Source organism: Thauera aromatica K172 (assembly GCF_003030465.1).
GTDB lineage: Bacteria > Pseudomonadota > Gammaproteobacteria > Burkholderiales > Rhodocyclaceae > Thauera > Thauera aromatica.
Genome location: NZ_CP028339.1, coordinates 2,613,375 through 2,629,234 on the forward strand (window position 1 = coordinate 2,613,375; position 15,860 = coordinate 2,629,234).

The following is a 15,860-nucleotide window of genomic DNA, read 5'->3' on the forward strand; positions in this document are numbered from 1 at the left end:
CCTGGCACGGCATCGATCCGGAGTTCAGCCCTGGCGGGCGAGTTCGCGGTCGAGTCCGGCCAGGCGTGCGGGCGTGCCGACATCGACCCAGCGCCCGCGGTGATGCTCGCCGCGCACCTGATCGGCGGCCATCGCCGCGCGCAGCAAGGGGGCGAGTTTTGCCGGCGTGTCGTCGGCCAGTCCGGCGAACAGCGCCGGGTGGTAGGCGCCGATGCCGGAAAAGGTCAGGCGGGGAGTTTGGTCGGCATCGATGCGCCCTGCGCCATCGAGGTGGAAGTCGCCGTCCGGATGATGGTCCGGATTGTCGACCAGCAGCAGGTGGGCGAGCGGGCCGGTCGTGCGCAGGCTTGCGGCGGCGGTGCGCATCGCGCTGAAGTCCGCGTCGCAGAAGACGTCGCCGTTGACCACGACGAAGGGGGCATCGTCGAGCAGCGGCAGGGCGTGGCGGATGCCGCCCGCGGTTTCCAGCGCGCGGACTTCGGGCGACCAGGCGATGCGCACGCCGAAGGCCGCACCGTCGCCGAGCGCTTGTTCCAGCCGATGGCCGAGATGGGCGTGGTTGATCACGAGCTCGGTGAAGCCGGCGGCGCGCAGGCGCTCGATGTGCCACACGATCAGCGGCTTGCCGCCGACCGCCAGCAAGGGCTTGGGAGTGTGGTCGGTGAGCGGGCGCATGCGTTCGCCGCGACCGGCGGCGAGGATCATCGCGCGGAACCGGGCCATCAGAAGGTGTAGCCGACCTGGGTTTCCTCGGGCTCGAGGCGGTCGAGCAGCTTCAACAGCGGGCCGAGGTCGCGCCAGCGCTTGCACGCACGGCGCAGGGAGTCCATCACTCGCGGCATGTCGGCGAGGTAGCCGTCCTTGCCGTCGCGGTGGCACAGGCGGGCGAAGATGCCGAGCACCTTGAGGTGGCGCTGCACGCCCATCCACTCGAAGTCGCGGTGGAAGTCGGCGAACTCGGCGCGCACCGGCAGGCCGAGCTTCTTCGCCGCTTCCCAGTAGCGGATCAGCAGGTCGAGGACGAACTCCTCGTCCCAGCCGATGTAGGCGTCCTTGAACAGCGACACCAGGTCGTAGCTGATCGGGCCGTACACCGCGTCCTGGAAGTCGATGACACCCGGGTTGGCCCCGCGGTCGTCGCCGGGCTCGAGCAGCATCAGGTTGCGCGAATGGAAGTCGCGATGGACGAACACCCGGGGTTCAGCCAGATTGACGGCGAGGATGCGCTCGAAGGCGGCCTCGAGCATCGCCGTTTCGGCATCGGTCAAGGTCAGGCCCTTGTGGCGGGCGACGTACCATTCGGGAAACAGCTGCATTTCGCGCAGCAGCAGGCCGCGGTCGTATTCGGGCAGCACGCCGGGACGGCTGGCGCACTGGATCGCGCCGAGCGCACCGAGCGCATCGGCGTAGAGGTGGGCGGCACGCTGCACGCCGCGCTCCCCGGCGCTCTCCGCCTGCAGCGCGGCCAGGTAGGTGGTCGAGCCGAGATCGGAGAGCAGCAGGAAGCCTTGCGCCGGATCCTGCGCCAGCACTTCGGGGACATGGGCGCCGGCGGCGCGGAAAAGCTCGCCGACCTGCAGCCAGGGGCGAACATCCTCCCTGTCCGGGGGGGCGTCCATGACGATGCGCGAAGGGCTGCCGTCGGCGAAGCGGACGCGGAAGTAACGGCGGAAGCTGGCGTCGGCCGAGGCCGGAGCGAGTTCGCAGGGCTGGCCGGGCAAGGTGGCGGCGAGCCAGGACTTGAGCTGTTCGAGGCGGTGCAAACGGGTTCTCCGCGGGTGTTCGTGTACAATCCGCGAGTTTATCAACACGGTGGTTCGGGTGGGCAGCCGCACATTGCGAACGACGGGAAAGGTCTGGGCTTCGATGGCTCCGAATACACACATACGTCTGATTCCACTGTTGCTGCTGTGCATCTCCAGCACCGGCTTCGCCGCCGGCCTGCCGCCGCTCGAAGTGTCGCCCGAGTTGCTGCGCGGCCGCCTGCCGGCCCCCGCCCAGCCGCGGGCGAAAACCCCTCCGCCGACGAAGCCTGCGCCTGTGCAGGCTCCTGCACCCGCGCCGCAGGCCGCGGGCAACGGCAGCCCGCCGGCCGCCGCACCGCAGCGCCAGGCGCCGCCCGCTCCCCTGCCCCCCGGCACGACCGCCGTCAGCGCACTGCGCATCCACGGTTCGCGCAGCATCGAGCTGGTCGCCGACGGGGAGGCCGAGTTGCAGCGCGACGACCTGGTGCTGACCGCCGACAAGATGACCTACCGCGAGCCCACCGACGAGGCCATCGCCGAAGGCAATGTCCTTCTCCGCCAGGGCGAGGACACGATCGCCGGCCCGCGCGCCACCCTGGTCGTCGGCGCGCACACGGGTCAGTTCGAGTCGCCGCGCTACACCTTGTCGCGCGAACGCGATCCGCGGGTTGCGGGCGACGCCCTGCGCTCGGTGTCGGGCAGCGGCGAAGCCGACCTGCTCAGGCTCGAAGGCGAGAACCAGTTCCGCCTGGAAAACGCGACCTGGACGACCTGCCAGGCCACCGACCCCGACTGGTACATCAAGGCCCGCGAACTCGAGCTCGACTACGACCGCGAAGTGGGCACCGCCCGCGGCAGCTCGATCGTGTTCAAGGACGTGCCGATCTTCTGGATGCCGTGGGCCGAGTTCCCGCTCACCGCCCAGCGCCAGTCGGGCCTGCTGCCGCCGACCTTCGGCACGTCGAACAAGACCGGCCTCGACTTCACCCAGCCCTATTACTGGAACATCGCCCCCAACTACGACGCCACCCTCGCCCCGCGCTTGATGAGCCGGCGCGGGCTGCAGCTGGGCGGTGAATTCCGCTACCTCGGCGAGGACTACCGCGGCACCAGCCGCGTCGAATGGATGGCGAAGGACAAGACCACCGGGGAGGAGCGCCGCCTGGGCTCGGTCCAGCACCAGCACCGGATCGCCCCCAACCTCTACGGCTCACTCGACCTCAACGCGGTTTCCGACGACAGCTATTTCGAGGACCTGTCCTCGCGCATCGGCGTGGCCTCGCGCGTCAACCTGCTGCGCGAAGGGCGCCTGATCTACACCGGCGGCTGGTGGAACGCCTCGGCGCTGGCGCAGAGCTACCAGACGCTCAACCCCGACCCCGACACGCGCAACATCTCCCCCTACCGCCGCCTGCCGCAGCTGCAGCTGTCGGCGCTGCGGCCGGACCTGCCGGGCGGGCTGTCGGCGGCGCTCAAGACCGAGTACGTCCGCTTCGAACACCCCGATGCGGACACGGACAAGGACGAAGCCGCCCGCGCCGTCGCCTATCCCCAGCTCTCGCTGCCGCTCGAAGGCGCGGCCTGGTTCCTGACGCCCAAGGCCGGCGTCCACCACACCCGCTACGACGTCGAGCGCTCGCCGCTCAACGCCGCGGCACGCGACTCGATTTCGCGCACGGTGCCGATCCTCTCGGTCGACTCGGGCCTCTTCTTCGAACGCGAAACCCGCATCTTCGACGGCGACTACCTGCAGACGCTCGAACCGCGGCTGTACTACCTGCGCATTCCCTCGCGCCGACAGGACGACATTCCGCTGTTCGACACCAGCCGCCTGGACGTCGGCTTCACCCAGCTGTTTGCCGAAAACCGCTACTCGGGCAGCGACCGCATCGGCGACGCCAACGATCTGACCGCCACCCTGACTACCCGCTTCATCGAGGCCGGAACCGGCATCGAGCGCCTGCGCGCGCTGATCGGCCAGCGCTACTACTTCTCGGACCAGGAAGTCTACCTTTTCGACCGCGACGAGCTGCGCACGGCCGGCAACGGCGCCGAGCTGCTCGGTGGGCTCGGCGGGCGGCTGACGAGGACGCTGTCGCTCGACTCCTACGTCCAGTACAACACCGACACCCGCGAAACCGAGCGCTTCAACGCCAGCCTGCGCTACCAGCCCGGCTTCGCCAAGGCGCTCAACCTCAGCTACCGCTACGCGCCGAACCTGCGCATCGCCGAAAACATCGTCGGCCTCGAGGATGTCGATGTCTCCGGACAATGGCCGATCGGGCGCGGCTGGTACGGCGTCGGCCGCCTCACCCATTCCCTCGAGGAAAACCGCCTCACCGAAGCCATCGGCGGGCTCGAATACGACGGCGGCTGCTGGGCGTTCCGGGTGGCGATCCACCGCTTCGCGATCGACGAGAACGACGTCACCAAGGCCGTTTTCATCCAACTCGAACTCAACGACCTCGCCAGCATCGGCTCCAACCCGATCGGCCTGATCACGCGCAGCGTGCCGGGCTATGGCAAGATCAACGACTCCTCGTCCGACCGCGTCTTCGGCTCGGAATAAGCTCCGGTACGCGACTCCACAGCCAATGAACATGACCCGTCCTTTCTCCCGCACCCCTCTCGCCGTCACCTTTGCCCTCGCCCTCGGCGCCGCGGCGCTCGGCCTGCCCGCCCACGCCGCCCCGCGCGCGGTGGAAGTCGACCGCATCGTCGCGGTGGTCGACAACGAGGTCATCACCTCCTTGCAACTGCGCGACCGCATCGCCCAGACCGAACGCCAGCTGCGCCGCCAGGGCGTGGAGCTGCCGCCGATGGAAGTGCTCGAACGCCAGCTCCTCGAACGCCTGATCGTCGAGCGCGCCCAGATCCAGCGCGCGCGGGAAAGCGCCCTGCGGATCGACGACGCCACGCTCGAACGCGCCATCGAACGCATCGCCTCGGGCAACAAGCTCTCCCTCGACCAGTTGCGCGCAACCCTGGCGCAGGACGGTGTGGCCTGGGACCGCTTCCGCGAAGAGATCCGCACCGAGATCCTGCTCACCCGCCTGCGCGAGCGCGAAGTCGACAGCCGCATCGTGGTCACCGACGCCGAAATCGACAACTTCATCGCCACCAACCCGGACGCGTTCAGCGGCGAGGAATTCGCCGTCGCCCACATTCTGCTGCGCACGCCCGAAGGCGCCACCCCGCAGCAGGTCGAGGCGGTGCGGCGGCGTGCCGAGCAGACCATGGCGCGGCTGCGCTCGGGCGAGGATTTCGCCCGCGTCGCCGCCGAAGTTTCCGACGCTCCGGACGGCCTGTCCGGCGGCGCCCTGGGCTGGCGCCGGCTCGACCGCCTGCCCGGGCTGTTCGCCGAGGCCGTGCGCGGCATGCAACCCGGCAGCACCTCGCCGATCCTGCGCAGCGCCGCCGGGCTGCACATCGTGCGCCTGATCGACCGCCGCGGCGGTGGCGTGGACACGATGCAGCAGCTCGAACAGACCCGCGCCCGCCACATCCTGATCCGCAGCTCCGAAGTGCTCTCCGACAGCGATGCCGAAGCCCGCCTCCTCGGCCTGCGCGAACGCGCGCTCAACGGCACCGACTTCGGCGAGCTGGCGAAGGCCAATTCGGCGGATCTGTCCGCGGCCAAGGGCGGCGACCTGGGCTGGGTCAATCCCGGCGACACCGTCCCCGAATTCGAGCGCGCGATGAATTCGCTGCAGCCGGGCGAGATCAGCCCGCCGGTGAAGTCGCCGTTCGGCTGGCACCTGATCCAGGTCGTCGAACGGCGGCTGCAGGACGTCACCGACGAGCGCAAGCGCAACGCCGCACGGATGGCGCTGCGCGAGCGCAAGGCCGACGAAGCCTATGAGGACTGGGTGCGCCAGCTGCGCGACAGCACCTACGTCGACTACCGTCTCGAGCAGGAATGAGCGCACGCGCCGCCGCCGGCCGGCCACAGATCGCCGTCACCAGCGGTGAGCCGGCCGGCATCGGCCCCGAGCTGTGCGTCCGCCTCGCCGAGCGGAGCTGGCCGGCGCGCGTGGTCGTGCTCGGCGACCTCGGCCTGATCCGCGACCGCGCCGCGGCGATCGGCAGCGCGGCGCGCGTCCGCCTGTGGCAGGCGGATGCGGAGCCCGAACCGGGCACGCTCGAAGTCCTGCACCGGCCGCTCGCCGCGCCCTCCCGCCCCGGCCGCCTCGATCCGGCCAACGGCGCCTACGTGCTCGGCCTGCTCGACCGCGCGATCGCCGGCTGCCTCGCCGGCGAATTCGCCGCGATGGTCACCGCGCCGGTGCATAAAGGGGTGATCTGCGAAGGCCTGGGGGCGGCCGCGACGATGCCCTTTTCCGGCCACACCGAATACCTCGCCGCCAAGACCGGCACGCCGCGCGTCGTGATGATGCTGGTCGGCGGCGGGCTGCGTGTGGCCCTGGTCACCACCCACCTGCCGCTCGCCGCGGTGGCGGCGGCGATCACCCCGGCGGCAGTGGAGGACACCCTGCGCATCCTGCACGCCGACCTCGTCCGCCACTTCGGCCTGGCGGCACCGCGTATCCTCGTCGCCGGACTCAACCCCCATGCGGGCGAAGGCGGCCACATGGGGCGCGAGGAAATCGACGTCCTCCTCCCGGTGCTGGACAAGCTGCGCGCCGAGGGCATGGAACTCGCCGGCCCGCTGCCGGCCGACACCTTGTTCGTGCCCCACACCCTGGCGCAGGGCGATGCGGTGCTGGCGATGTACCACGACCAGGGCCTGCCGGTGCTCAAGCACGCCAGCTTCGGCGGCGGCGTCAACGTCACCCTCGGCCTGCCGATCGTGCGCACCTCGGTCGACCACGGCACCGCGCTGGACCTGGCCGGCAGCGGCCGCGCCGACCCCGGGAGCCTGTTCGCCGCCGTGGACCTGGCGATCGCGATGGCCGCCGCGCGCGCCTCCTGAGCGCCGCACAAGGAAACCGATGCACGATTTCGACACCGACGGCCACCGCGCGCGCAAGCGCTTCGGCCAGAACTTCCTCTCCGACCCCAACATCATCCGCCGCATCATCGACGCCATCCGCCCGCAGGCCGGTGAGTCGATGGTCGAGATCGGTCCCGGCCTGGGGGCGATGACGGCGCCGCTGATCGAGCGCCTCGGCCACCTCCACGTGGTCGAGATCGACCGCGATCTGATCGCGCGCCTGCGCGAGCGCTATTCTCCGGCGCAGCTCACGATCCACGAAGGCGATGCGCTGAAGTTCGACTTCGCCAGTCTGGGCGGCGAGGAGGAAAAACCGCTGCGCATCGTCGGCAACCTGCCGTACAACATCTCGACGCCGATCCTGTTCCACCTCGCCGGGTTCGCCGAACGCGTCAAGGACATGACCTTCATGCTGCAAAAGGAGGTGGTGATGCGCATGGTGGCCGCGCCCCGCACCGAGGAGTACGGGCGGCTGTCGGTGATGCTGCAGTACCGCTTCCGCATGGGGCGGCTGTTCGATGTGCCGCCCGGCGCCTTCCGCCCGGCACCGAAAGTGATGTCGAGCATCGTGCGCATGGCGCCGCTGCCGCCCGAAGAGCTCGGCGCACAGGACGAGGCCCTGCTCGGGCGCATCGTCACCGCCGCCTTCGGCCAGCGCCGCAAGACGCTGAAGAACACCCTGCGCGAATTCGTCACCGAAGCCGATTTCGAGGCCCTCGGCATCGACTCCGGGCTGCGCGGCGAAAAGCTGTCGCTGGCGCAATTCGTCGCCATCGCCAACCACTGCAGCGCCCGGCGCTGAGCCGGAGCCGTCCGCCCCCGGGCGGCTAAGCGTAAATCACTTCGACCGCCTCCGGCGCGAGGTCTTCGCGCAGCGCGTCGAGCAGCGCGTCGTCGAGCCGTACCCGCCAGCGCTCGCCGAACAGCAGCTCGGCTTCGGCGGCGGCATTGCGGTAACGGAGACGGACCGGGCAGCCCTCGGCGCGGAACGGCTCGAGCAGGCCTTGCAGGCGGCCGACTGCGGCGGCGGCACTGCCGGCCCCGCCATCGAGACACAAGCGCAGCGCGCGGGCGAAGCGGCCGCGTGCCTCGCCCAGGGTCAGCAGGCGCTCGGCAACGATGCGCAGCCCGCCGGAGAACTCGTCGTTGCTGACCTTGCCCTCGACCACCAGCACTTCGTCGGTGACGATCTTGCCGCGGTTGGCATCGAGCACTTCGGAATACACTGCGACTTCGCGCGGCTCGCTGCCGTCGTCGAGCTGCACGAACGCCATCTTGCCGCGAGCCCCCATCTTGGTGCGCACCTCCATGACCACCCCGGCGAGCATCGTGAGGTCGCGCGAAGGCTCGAGCTGGGCCAGGGTACGGCGCACGAAGCGGCGCACCTCAGCCTTGAAGGCGTTGAACGGGTGGCCGGAGAGAAAGAAGCCGATCGCGAGCTTTTCTTCCTTCAGCCGCTCGCGCTCGGTCCACGGCCGGACCTTCGCGAACTCGGGCGCGGCACCGGCCGCCTCCGGAATCAGGTCGAACAGCCCGCCCTGCAGCGCGTTGGCCGCGGCCTGCTCGGCCGCTTCCATCGCCAGCGCCACGGTCGCCATCAGCTGGGCACGGTCCAGCCCCTGGTGGCCGGCGAGCGTGTCCATCGCCCCGGCGCGGATCAGCGCCTCGATCACGCGGCGGTTGACCAGGCGCCGGTCCGTCCGCTCGCAGAAGTCGAACAGGTCGCGGAACTCGCCGCCCTTTTCGCCGCCCTTTTCGCCCCCTTTCTGCCGTGCGGCGAGGATCGCCCGTACCGCCGGCTCGCCCACCCCCTTCACCGCGCCCAGGCCGTAGCGGATGGTCTTGCGGTCCACCGGGACGAAGCGGTAGTCGGAGGCATTGACGTCCGGCGGCAGCACCGCGATCTTGTTGGCGACGGTATCCTCGTAGAAGATCTTGACCGTGTCGGTGTTGTCCAGGTCGGACGACATCGTCGCCGCCATGAAGGCCGCACAGTGGTGGGCCTTGAGCCAGGCGGTGTGGTAGGTGACCACCGCGTAGGCCGCGGTGTGCGACTTGTTGAAGCCGTACTCCGCGAACTTGGTCATGAGGTCGAAGAGCTGTTCGGCGAGCGCCGGGTCGTAGCCCTTCTGCTTCGCCCCCTCGGCGATGGTGGCGCGGTGCTTGGCCATCTCCTCGGGCTTCTTCTTGCCCATCGCGCGGCGCAGCATGTCGGCGCCGCCCAGAGTGTAGCCGCCGATGATCTGGCTGATCTGCATCACCTGTTCCTGATACACGATCACGCCGTAGGTCGGCTCCAGGCAGGCTTTGAGGTCGGGGTGGAAGTAGTCGATCTCCTGCTGGCCCTTCTTGCGCAGGATGAAGTCGTCCACCATGCCCGAGCCGAGCGGCCCCGGGCGGTAGAGCGCGAGCACCGCGATGATGTCCTCGAAGCGGTCGGGAGCGAGCTTCTTCAAGAGCTTCTTCATGCCGTCCGATTCGACCTGGAAGATCGCCGTGGTGTTGGCGTCCTTCAGGATCTGGTAGGCGGCGGGGTCCTCGAAGCCCAGGCTCATCAGCTCGGGCCGGCTGCCCTCCAGGCGGGCCACGTACTCCAGCGCGAGTTCGATGATGGTGAGGTTGCGCAGGCCGAGGAAGTCGAACTTGACCAGGCCGACGGCTTCGACATCGTCCTTGTCGAACTGCGACACCGGCGTGGCATCCTCGCCGTCGGCGATGTAGAGCGGGCAGAAGTCGGTGAGCTTGCCAGGCGCGATCAGCACGCCGCCGGCGTGCATGCCGACGTTGCGGGAGAGCCCTTCCAGCGGCTGGGCGAGGCTCCACAGGTCGCGCACCGATTCGCCGTCGTTGCCGTCGGCCATCATGTCGCCGATCTGCGGCTCCAGCTCGTAGGCCTTGGCGAGCGAGACGGGCTTGGCGCCCTCGATCGGAATCAGCTTCGAGAGGCGGTCGCACAGGCCGTAGGGCAGGTCGAGCACGCGGCCGACGTCGCGCACCACCGCCTTCGAGGCCATGGTACCGAAAGTGGCGATCTGGCTCACCGCATCCTTGCCGTAGCGCTCGCGCACGTATTCGATGACGCGGTAGCGGTTGTCCTGGCAGAAGTCGATGTCGAAGTCGGGCATCGACACCCGCTCCGGGTTGAGGAAGCGCTCGAACAGCAGCGCGTATTCGAGCGGGTCGAGGTCGGTGATGTCGAGCGAATAGGCGACGAGCGAGCCCGCGCCCGAGCCGCGGCCCGGCCCCACCGGCACGCCGTTGTTTTTGCCCCAGCGGATGAAGTCGGCCACGATCAGGAAGTAGCCGGGGAAACCCATCTGGATGATGGTGTCGGTCTCGAACTTCAAGCGCTGCTCGTAGCGCGGACGCTGCTTCTCGCGTTCCTCGGGGTGCGGGTAGAGCTGGGCGAGGCGCCGCTCGAGGCCGGCCTTGGCTTCCGCGATCAGGAAGTCGTCCAGGGTCATGCCTTCGGGCGTCGGGAACAGCGGCAGGAAGTTCTTGCCCAGTTGCACCGTCAGCGAGCAGCGGCGCGCGATCTCGACCGCGTTGTCGAGCGCCTCGGGGAGGTCGGCGAAGAGTTCGCACATCTCGGCCTGGCTCTTGAGGTACTGCTCCTCGGTGAACTCACGCGGCCGGCGCTTGTCGGCGAGCACGTAGCCCTGGGCGATGCAGACGCGCGCTTCGTGGGCCTTGAAGTCCTCGCGCTTGAGGAACTGCACCGGGTGGGTCGCGACCACCGGCAGGCCGAGCCGGGCAGCGATGTCCACCGCGTGGCGGATGTAGCTCTCGGTGCCGGGATGGCCGGCGCGCTGGATCTCGATGTAGAAGGCGTCGGGAAAGCGCCGCGCCCAATCGGCGGCGAGCTGGGCGGCGAGCTCGCCGTTGCCGGCGGCCAGTGCCGCGCCGATATCGCCGTCCAGCGCCCCGGACAGGCACAGCAGCCCGCTCGCGGCGCCGTCGTCGAACCATTCGCGGCGCATCTCGGCGCGGCCGCGATACTTGTTGTCGAGATAGGCACGTGTCAGCAGTGCGCAGAGCTGGCCGTAACCGGCCCGGTCGCGGCAGATCAGCAGCACACGAAAAGGCTTGTCGCGCTCGGCCTCGTTCTGGATCCAGGCGTCGACGCCGATGATCGGCTTGATCCCCTTGGCGCGCGCCCCCTTGTAGAACTTGACCATGCCGAACAGGTTGGCGAGGTCGGAGATCCCGAGCGCCGGCATGCCCTCAGCCGCAGCGCTGGCGATGGCCGGATCGAGCTGGACGATGCCGTCGGTGATCGAGTACTCGGAATGCAGGCGGAGGTGTACGAAGCGTGGAGCGCTCGGCACCAGGCTCGGCTCGGCCTGGAGGGCGGCGGGGGCGGGGGCAGAATTCATGGACCGGATTTTACCCGAGCCCGCGCCGCCTCCCGCGCCCGATCGGTACCCCGCTCAGGGCAGCAGCACAGTCGAGCCGGTGGTGCGGCGCGCTTCGAGGTCGCGATGGGCCTGCGCCGCGTCCTTCAGCGCATAGCGCTGGTTGATCGCGACCTTCACCTTGCCCGACTCCACCACCTCGAACAGCTCGCCGGCCCTCATGAGCAGTTCGGCACGGCTGGCGATGTAGTCGAACAGGCCCGGGCGGGTCACATACACCGACCCCGCCTTCGCCAGCAGCGCGCAGTCGAAGGGCGCGACCGCACCGGTGGCGTTGCCGAAGCTCACCATCATGCCGCGGCGGCGCAGGCAGGACAGCGAATCGATGAAAGTATCCCGTCCCACCGAGTCGTACACCACCGCCACCCCTTCCCCGCCGGTGATTTCACGCACCCGTGCGGGAAAGCGCTCGCGCGTGTAGACGATGACGTGGTCGCAGCCGAGCGCACGCGCCTGCACGGCCTTGTCGTCGTTGCCCACGGTGCCGATCACGGTGGCGCCGAGCAGCTTCGCCCACTGCACCATGATCGAGCCGACGCCGCCGGCTGCGGCATGGATCAGCACGGTGTCACCGGCCTGCACCGGGTAGGTGCTGCGCAACAGGTATTGGGCGGTGATCCCCTGCAGCATCATTGCCGCGCCCTGCTCGAAAGAAATTCCGCCAGGCAGGCGGACCAGGTGCGCGGCGGCAATGTTGCGCGCCTCGGCATACGCACCGAGCGGCCCGCTGGTGTAGGCGACGCGGTCCCCGGGGGCGAATTCAGCACCCCCCTCGCCGACCGCCTCGACCACGCCGGCCGCCTCCAGGCCCAGCCCGGACGGCAGCGCCAGCGGATAGAGCCCGCTGCGGTGATAGGTGTCGATGTAGTTCAGCCCCACCGCGTGGTGGCGTACCCGGACTTCGCCCGCGGCGGGCGCGGGCAGTGCCACCGCCTCCCACTGCAGGACTTCGGGACCGCCGGTGCGATGAAAGCGGATTGCATGGTTCATGGATGGCTCCTTCGGGAAAGATGGCCGGCGCCGGGCTTCCGGCCTCAGCGCACGAGCGAGACGCCGACCCGGACCTGCGGGTCATGGCGCTCATCGTAGCCGAGCAAGGTCTCGCCGTAGCCGCTCAGATACTGCAGGTGGGCAAAAGCGCCGACCCCGGAAAAGATGCTGCGCCGCAGCGGATAAGACAGGTCGAACTGGCGCCGCATGTAGCCCGCGGTGCCGCGGCGCAGGATCGCGCCCAGCATCAGGCCGTCGTCGCGGCCGAAACGCAGGCCGAGCTCGCCGTAGCCACGGTAGCGGGCGATGTCCGGATTGTCGTCGCGATCGAGATAGGTCCACACCTTGGGCTCAACCGCGAAGTAGCGACGACCGTCGGCCAGGTAGTAGCGCCCCTCCGCCTTCAGGAACAGCATGTCGATGCTGCGCGAGGACGCCTCGTCCTTGCCGTTGGATTCATGCTCGTAGCCGCCGGACAGGGCCACCGAAGCGCCGTCCTCCGGGTCGCTCAGCATCCAGCGATAGAACAGCGAAGGGCGGAAGCTGGTGTCGTGGAAAGGGCGGGAATCGGACTCCAGGTCCCACAGCGAAGTCTGGGTGAAACCGAAGTAGAGCCCGGTCTTCACCGGGAAGCGCTGATCGAGGACACCGTGGCCGTCGGTGAGGCGGTAGCGGAAGCTGAACTGAAAACGCGCCGACGCCGGGTCTTCACCACCGACGAGGAAATACATCGGCTCGTGAAAGCCGAACGCCGAAGGCGCCACCGGCTCGCTCGCGACGGTCTCGCGCGCGAGCGGCGCCATCGGCGCAACCGTGCCCGTATGCTCGGTGTCGACCGCTGTGCGCGTGGCCGCGGCGGCATCGAGCAGCAGGCGGGCGGACGCCATGCCCTGCAAGGACAAGGTGGCGAAGCCGGTCACTTCCGCCGGCCAGCGCCCGGTGTAGCGGCGCTGCCGGCTGCGTGCATCGGCCGGCGCGGTGGCGGCGAGCTCGAGCGCGATGCGCGGACCGCCCCCGGGCAGTTCGATCAGGGCGGGCAGGCTTTCCGGCAACTCAGTGGCGCCCGGAGGGCCGACGACGATGACGTGGAACAGATCGCCCGGCACCACGCGCGGTTCGGTGGACGCGAGCAGCCAGTCGGAGGCCTGCACCGGCAGGACCTGCAGGGCGGCGGCGAGCAGCAGCGCCTGTGCGCCGCGGGCATGAAGTCTGCGTGGCATCGCGATCCTTCCGGACTGCACCCAGGAAAAAGGGCAGCCATGATAGCGACTGCCCTGGCGGCGAACGGTGAGGATTCGTATCGCGGGCGGAGCGCGCCGCCCGCAGCGCCTCACCGGCAACGTTTCAGCGTACGCTCGCGCTGCGCGACGCGTGGGCGTCAACCACCGCCAGCGCGGTGATGTTGATCAACCGGCGCACGGTCGCTGACGGCGTCAGGATATGCACCGGCTGCGCGGCACCGAGCAGGATCGGCCCCACCGTGACGCCGTCGCCGTTGGCCATCTTCATCAGGTTGAAGGAGATGTTGGCGGCGTCGAGGTTGGGCATCACCAGTAGGTTGGCTTCGCCGACGAGGGTCGAGTCCGGGTGGAGCTTGTCGCGGATCTCCTGCGACAGCGCAGCGTCGCCATGCATCTCGCCGTCGCAGTTCAGCTCGGGCGCAGTCGCGCGCAGGATCGCGCAGGCTTCGCGCATCTTGCGCGCCGAGGCCGAATTGGAGCTGCCGAAGTTGGAATGCGACAGCAGGGCCACGCTCGGTTCGATGCCGAAGCGGCGCAGCTCTTCGGCCGCCATGCGGGCGATGTCGGCGACTTCTTCGGCGCTCGGGTTCTCGTTCACGTAGGTGTCGGTGACCGCCAGCATGCGCTTGGTGAGCAGCAGCAGGTTCATCGCCGCGAACCGCTTCGCCCCCGGCGCCAGGCCGATGACGTCCTCGACCTGCTTGAGGTGGTAGTCGTAAGTGCCGTAGGTGCCGCACACCAGCGCGTCGGCGTCGCCGCTGCGCAGCAGCATCGCGCCGATCAGCGTGGTGTCGCGGCGCATCTTGGCCTTGGCGATGTCGGGCGTCACGCCGTTGCGGCTCATCAGCCGGTAGTACTCGTTCCACAGATCGCGGTAGCGGGGGTCGAACTCGGGATTGACGACTTCGAAATCACGCCCGGCGGCGAGGTTGAGGCCGATCTTCTTGATCCGCATCTCGATCACGTCCGGACGCCCGATCAGGATCGGGCGGGCCAGGCCTTCGTCGAGGACCACGCGCACCGCGTGGAGCACGCGCGGGTCTTCGCCTTCCGCGTAGATCACCCGCTTGTGCTCGGCGGCAACGCGCTTGGCCGCCGAGAACACCGGCTTCATCAGCATCCCCGACTGGTACACGAAAGCGTTCAGGCTCGAGACATAGGCATCGAAATCCTCGATCGGCTTGGTCGCCACGCCGGACTCCATCGCCGCTTTCGCCACCGCCGGCGCGATCTTGACGATCAGGCGCGGATCGAACGGTTTCGGAATGATGTACTCGGGGCCGAAGCCCAGCTCCTGGCCGCCGTAGGCGCTGGCGACGATGTCGCTCGCCTCGGCTTCGGCCAGTTCGGCGATCGCCTTCACGCAGGCGAGCTTCATCTCCTCGTTGATCGTGGTCGCGCCGACATCGAGCGCGCCGCGGAAGATGAAGGGGAAGCACAGCACGTTGTTGACCTGGTTCGGGAAGTCCGAACGGCCGGTGGCGACGATGCAGTCGGAGCGCACGGCCTTGGCGTCGGCCGGCAGGATCTCGGGGTTGGGGTTGGCGAGGGCGAAGATCAGCGGCTTGTCGGCCATCTTCGCCACCATCTCGGGCTTGAGCACACCCGCGGTGGACAGGCCGAGGAAGACATCGGCGCCCGCGATGACGTCGCCCAGGGTGCGTGCCGCGGTCCGCTGCGCGTAGCGCGCCTTGGTCGGCTCCATGTTGGCCTCGCGGCCTTCATAGATCACGCCCTTCGAGTCGCACACGGTGATGTTCTCGCGCTTGAGGCCGACGCTCACCATCAGGTCGAGGCAGGCGATCGCCGCCGCACCGGCGCCCGAGCACACCAGCTTGACCTGGCCGATGTCCTTGCCGACCACTTTCAGGCCGTTGATCAGGCCGGCGGAGGAAATGATCGCGGTGCCGTGCTGGTCGTCGTGGAAGACCGGAATCTTCATCCGCTCGCGCAGCTTCTTCTCGATGTAGAAGCACTCGGGCGCCTTGATGTCCTCGAGGTTGATGCCGCCCAGCGTGGGCTCGAGCGAAGCGATGATCTCGATCAGCTTGTCCGGGTCGTTCTCGGCGAGCTCGATGTCGAAGACGTCGATGTTGGCGAACTTCTTGAACAGGCAGCCCTTGCCTTCCATCACCGGCTTGGCCGCGAGCGGGCCGATGTTGCCCAGGCCAAGCACCGCGGTGCCGTTGGTGACGACGGCGACGAGATTACCGCGGCTGGTGAGTTCGAAGGCTTCGGCCGGTTCGGCGACGATCGCATCGCAAGCCGCGGCGACACCGGGCGAATACGCGAGCGCGAGGTCGCGCTGGTTGATGAGGCTCTTGGTCGGGACGACCGAAATCTTGCCGCGCGTCGGCGCGCGGTGGTAATCCAGCGCCGCAGCGATGAAATCCTGGTCCATGTATTTTCCCTCTCGGAAAGTGAGGTGCGTTATTCGTTGTTCGAAGTCGTTGTTCGAAGGGATGCCCCCGGTTTGCGCAGCAATCAGGAGGCTGCACACCGTCTCGTGTACGGG

Annotated in this window: 10 protein-coding genes; 4 read left to right on the plus strand and 6 right to left on the minus strand. The window is 68.8% G+C overall.

The genetic code is table 11. From position 1 onward, the window contains the following. Positions 1-24: 24 nt before the first annotated feature. Together murU and Tharo_RS12415 are read right to left on the minus strand one after the other, a co-directional pair. A complete protein-coding gene (gene murU / locus Tharo_RS12410; RefSeq protein WP_107222416.1) occupies positions 25-705 on the minus strand; it encodes an N-acetylmuramate alpha-1-phosphate uridylyltransferase MurU in 681 nt (226 codons plus the stop codon). 17 nt (positions 706-722) lie between these two features. After that, positions 723-1,763 carry an aminoglycoside phosphotransferase family protein gene (locus Tharo_RS12415; RefSeq protein ID WP_107221481.1) on the minus strand — a complete coding sequence of 347 codons (1,041 nt, stop codon included), beginning with the start codon at positions 1,761-1,763 and terminating at the stop codon, positions 723-725. 103 nt (positions 1,764-1,866) lie between these two features. On the opposite strand from Tharo_RS12415, the gene Tharo_RS12420 reads away from it, so the two are divergent. From Tharo_RS12420 to rsmA, 4 genes are read left to right on the plus strand one after another with little or no spacing between them, the layout of a single operon-like run. Beyond that, a complete protein-coding gene (locus tag Tharo_RS12420) occupies positions 1,867-4,314 on the plus strand; it encodes an LPS-assembly protein LptD (protein ID WP_107221482.1) in 2,448 nt (815 codons plus the stop codon). Between the two features lie 31 nt (positions 4,315-4,345). Continuing rightward, the gene (locus Tharo_RS12425) at positions 4,346-5,668 is read left to right on the plus strand and encodes a peptidylprolyl isomerase (RefSeq protein WP_107221483.1); all 1,323 of its coding nucleotides are present in this window, start codon (positions 4,346-4,348) and stop codon (positions 5,666-5,668) included. Continuing rightward, the gene (pdxA, locus tag Tharo_RS12430; RefSeq protein WP_107221484.1) at positions 5,665-6,678 is read left to right on the plus strand and encodes a 4-hydroxythreonine-4-phosphate dehydrogenase PdxA; all 1,014 of its coding nucleotides are present in this window, start codon (positions 5,665-5,667) and stop codon (positions 6,676-6,678) included. The genes Tharo_RS12425 and pdxA overlap by 4 nt, the downstream gene beginning before the upstream one ends. 19 nt (positions 6,679-6,697) lie before the next feature. Then, complete coding sequence (rsmA, locus tag Tharo_RS12435) at positions 6,698-7,501, plus strand: 16S rRNA (adenine(1518)-N(6)/adenine(1519)-N(6))-dimethyltransferase RsmA (protein ID WP_107221485.1); 804 nt, start codon at positions 6,698-6,700, stop codon at positions 7,499-7,501. 25 nt (positions 7,502-7,526) lie between these two features. Here rsmA and dnaE read toward each other — a convergent pair whose 3' ends face one another. The 4 genes from dnaE to Tharo_RS12455 all read right to left on the minus strand — a co-directional run bounded on the left by dnaE (position 7,527) and on the right by Tharo_RS12455 (position 15,746). Beyond that, positions 7,527-11,075 carry a DNA polymerase III subunit alpha gene (dnaE, locus tag Tharo_RS12440; RefSeq protein ID WP_107221486.1) on the minus strand — a complete coding sequence of 1,183 codons (3,549 nt, stop codon included), beginning with the start codon at positions 11,073-11,075 and terminating at the stop codon, positions 7,527-7,529. Between the two features lie 54 nt (positions 11,076-11,129). Beyond that, complete coding sequence (locus tag Tharo_RS12445; RefSeq protein WP_107221487.1) at positions 11,130-12,104, minus strand: quinone oxidoreductase family protein; 975 nt, start codon at positions 12,102-12,104, stop codon at positions 11,130-11,132. A 44-nt stretch (positions 12,105-12,148) separates the two neighbouring features. Next, a complete protein-coding gene (locus Tharo_RS12450) occupies positions 12,149-13,324 on the minus strand; it encodes a phospholipase A (RefSeq protein WP_107221488.1) in 1,176 nt (391 codons plus the stop codon). A 124-nt stretch (positions 13,325-13,448) separates the two neighbouring features. After that, positions 13,449-15,746, minus strand: coding sequence for an NADP-dependent malic enzyme (locus Tharo_RS12455; protein WP_107221489.1), 2,298 nt, complete (start codon positions 15,744-15,746; stop codon positions 13,449-13,451). Positions 15,747-15,860: the final 114 nt, after the last annotated feature.